The 1,060-nt window shown below is 61.3% G+C and carries 3 protein-coding genes; all 3 read right to left on the reverse strand.

The genetic code is table 11. The features are described 5' to 3' along the window. The coding region (locus HLH36_RS19450) for a hypothetical protein (RefSeq protein ID WP_246377051.1) at window positions 1–295 on the reverse strand (295 nt) is incomplete at its 3' end. Next, entirely contained in the window at window positions 292–720 is a 429-nt protein-coding gene (locus HLH36_RS19455; RefSeq protein WP_182987922.1) for a DUF2824 family protein, read from the reverse strand. The genes HLH36_RS19450 and HLH36_RS19455, both read right to left, overlap by 4 nt. Continuing rightward, complete coding sequence (locus HLH36_RS19460; protein ID WP_182987923.1) at window positions 717–944, reverse strand: hypothetical protein; 228 nt, start codon at window positions 942–944, stop codon at window positions 717–719. The genes HLH36_RS19455 and HLH36_RS19460 overlap by 4 nt, the downstream gene beginning before the upstream one ends. Window positions 945–1,060: the final 116 nt, after the last annotated feature.

Raw genomic sequence — 1,060 nt, forward strand, 5'->3', positions numbered from 1 at the left:
TGTTCGTAGCCGCCTGCTCGCCTTGGTTCAGGTTCCACTGATAGCCCGGCGTCGACTGGAGATAGTTTTCCGTCAGGCCGTTCGACAGGCTGTTCAGAGCATTGGTGCCGGCCGTGGCATAGGGATTGAGCAGGTTGTTTGCATAGCCGCCCGCCTGCTGGATGTTGGATGCGACATCCTTTGCGGTCGAATTGGCGCGATTCATCGCGTTCTGAGTCATGACCATCTGGGCTGCTGTCGAAGCAGCGGTGGTCGCTGCCTGCACCCCTTGGCCGATACCGAACATATCACTCATTGCGGACGCTCCATTTGGTAGGCGACATATTCGCGCTCGATCCCGTCATTGCTGACGGCGCGATATGGGCCGATGCGTTGAAAACCGAGCAGGTGCATCAGGAAGCGCGCAGGCTTCTTGTGCTCAGGAATGGGGGCGATCATCAGATCGGACGGCTGTGTTGCCCACCACCAGTCCCGAACCCGACGCATGATCTCCAGTGCGGGACGCCCCCTCATTTCAGGAACCACCGCCTGGTGGCATTCATGAACACGGGGCCGCACCTCCTGGAAACCCACGACGACGCCAGGCACCGAGACGATGAGGCCCGAGCCAATGTCCTTCAGGCGCGCGGCCTCTCCGAACACGGAGGGGTGCGTCAAAACCGCATTGATCGCATCCAGATCGTTGATCGCGGCGCCGGGGATAGGTGGCAGCGCGATCATCGTGCAGCCCCTTCGAATTGATGCCTCGCCGGCGCGGCGATGAACCGCACAACGAGGTGTTTTTTTCCGAGATCGGCGGCCTTTTTGGCAATCTGCCGTCCCACATTCATGGCTTCTTCCTCGGAGGCCCCAGCGGGAACGAAACCCACATGCATGCCCTGGTCCGGCGGCGCGATCCTGCGCTCAAGGGCATCGAGGCGCTGGTTAAGCTGACTGGAGGCCATGTGCTTCTCCTTCAAGTTTGCCGATTTTCCTGACAATGATCGTCAGACACCCGCGTGGGGCCGGCGGCTGCTGGGCCAACCACGCCGCGCGCGCTTCGGGATTGCGATCGATCCCG

This window comes from Gluconacetobacter aggeris, assembly GCF_014174395.1.
In the GTDB taxonomy this organism is placed as follows: Bacteria; Pseudomonadota; Alphaproteobacteria; order Acetobacterales; family Acetobacteraceae; genus Gluconacetobacter; species Gluconacetobacter aggeris.

Bases quoted from the DNA above. Each gene is read 5' to 3' on its own strand.
- HLH36_RS19455 (WP_182987922.1), bottom strand. From the start codon at position 720: ATGATCGCGCTGCCACCTATCCCCGGCGCCGCGATCAACGATCTGGAT.
- HLH36_RS19460 (WP_182987923.1), bottom strand. From the start codon at position 944: ATGGCCTCCAGTCAGCTTAACCAGCGCCTCGATGCCCTTGAGCGCAGG.